The following is a 1,126-nucleotide window of genomic DNA, read 5'->3' as shown; positions in this document are numbered from 1 at the left end:
TCACCGCCTTCCTGCGCGCGTGCCTGCTCGCTGAGGAAGCTGGCGAGGGTCTGCGCCGGGATACCCGCCGCGGTCAGCTCGCTGACCGCCCGGTGCGTCGGCGCCAGCCCCACCACCTTCGGCGGGTTTTCCAGGCTGGCCAGCGCGGCGGCGACCACCTTGAACTGGGTGGTTTTGCCTACCCCGGCATAGCCCTGGATAGTGACAAAGCGGTCCTTGCTGGTTAAAATCATCTGTGCAGCCTGCCGCTGTCCCTGAGTCAGGCTCGGGTGCCCGGCAACCGCATCCTTCTGGCTGGGGCCTTCAAGTAATTGAGTTAAGCCACTGATGGTAGCAGCCAACGGCGGCAGGCTGTTCTTCCCCTCGGCGATATGCCGCAGCACCGTTTTCTCCTGCTCCCAGCTCTCGCGCCGGATATAGGTGTCACCGCGTCCCTGAACGGTGGACAGGGCAATAATGTCGCCGCGCCGCTCAAGCCGCGCCAGCTCATCCAGCGCCACACCCGGCGTGACGCGCGCGTCCATCTGCCCGGCCAGGGCCGCCACCTTCAGCGCGGAGAACATCACGTTCGTGCCCGTCGCCTTTTCCATCGCCAGTCCCACCGCGCGCGTCGTCGGCGTCAGGCGCGCCTGTTGCAGGCTGCGCAGGGCGCCTGTGACATCATCTTTGCCGCTGAGCGCCTGCAACCCCTGCGTGACCGTCACCGAGGTGCGCGTGTGCGTGAGCCTGGCGGTAATGTCCGCCTCCGAGAGCGGCGTAAAGGCGAGGATGGCGTCTCCGCTGCGCCGCAGCTGGTTGACCGTGGCATCCGAGACCTCCTTGCCGGCCAGCACCGCCACCACCTGCCCCTGCGTTTTGCGGCTCGCCCCCAGCGATTCGGTATAGGCGTAGTCCATCTTCAGCGGGGCACCGGTGAGCGGGATGTGCGCACGCTTGCCCTGCGCGTCCTCAACAACCAGTCGCTCCCGAAACAGCAGGCTTTTGGGTTTGATGCCGACCACCCGCAGCTCGGCCCCGGCGCGCAGATGATGCCCCAGCTCGCCGGTCGCCCTGACCCGCTCACCTTCCTGCAGCGTCAGTGATGCCTTCTGCCAGAGGCGGTAACTGCTGTCGATGGCGCTTATCG

At 66.7% G+C, this 1,126-nt stretch carries 1 protein-coding gene; it reads right to left on the bottom strand.

Annotation, left to right across the window (positions count from 1 at the left end; translation table 11 throughout):
• Nucleotides 1–1,126, bottom strand: a 1,126-nt coding sequence (locus tag AC4PR2_RS29020; RefSeq protein WP_492176068.1) for an AAA family ATPase, incomplete at both ends; no start/stop codon positions are given.

It is taken from the genome of Serratia sp. A07 (assembly GCF_058725505.1).
This window is presented reverse-complemented; position numbering and strand designations above follow the sequence as displayed.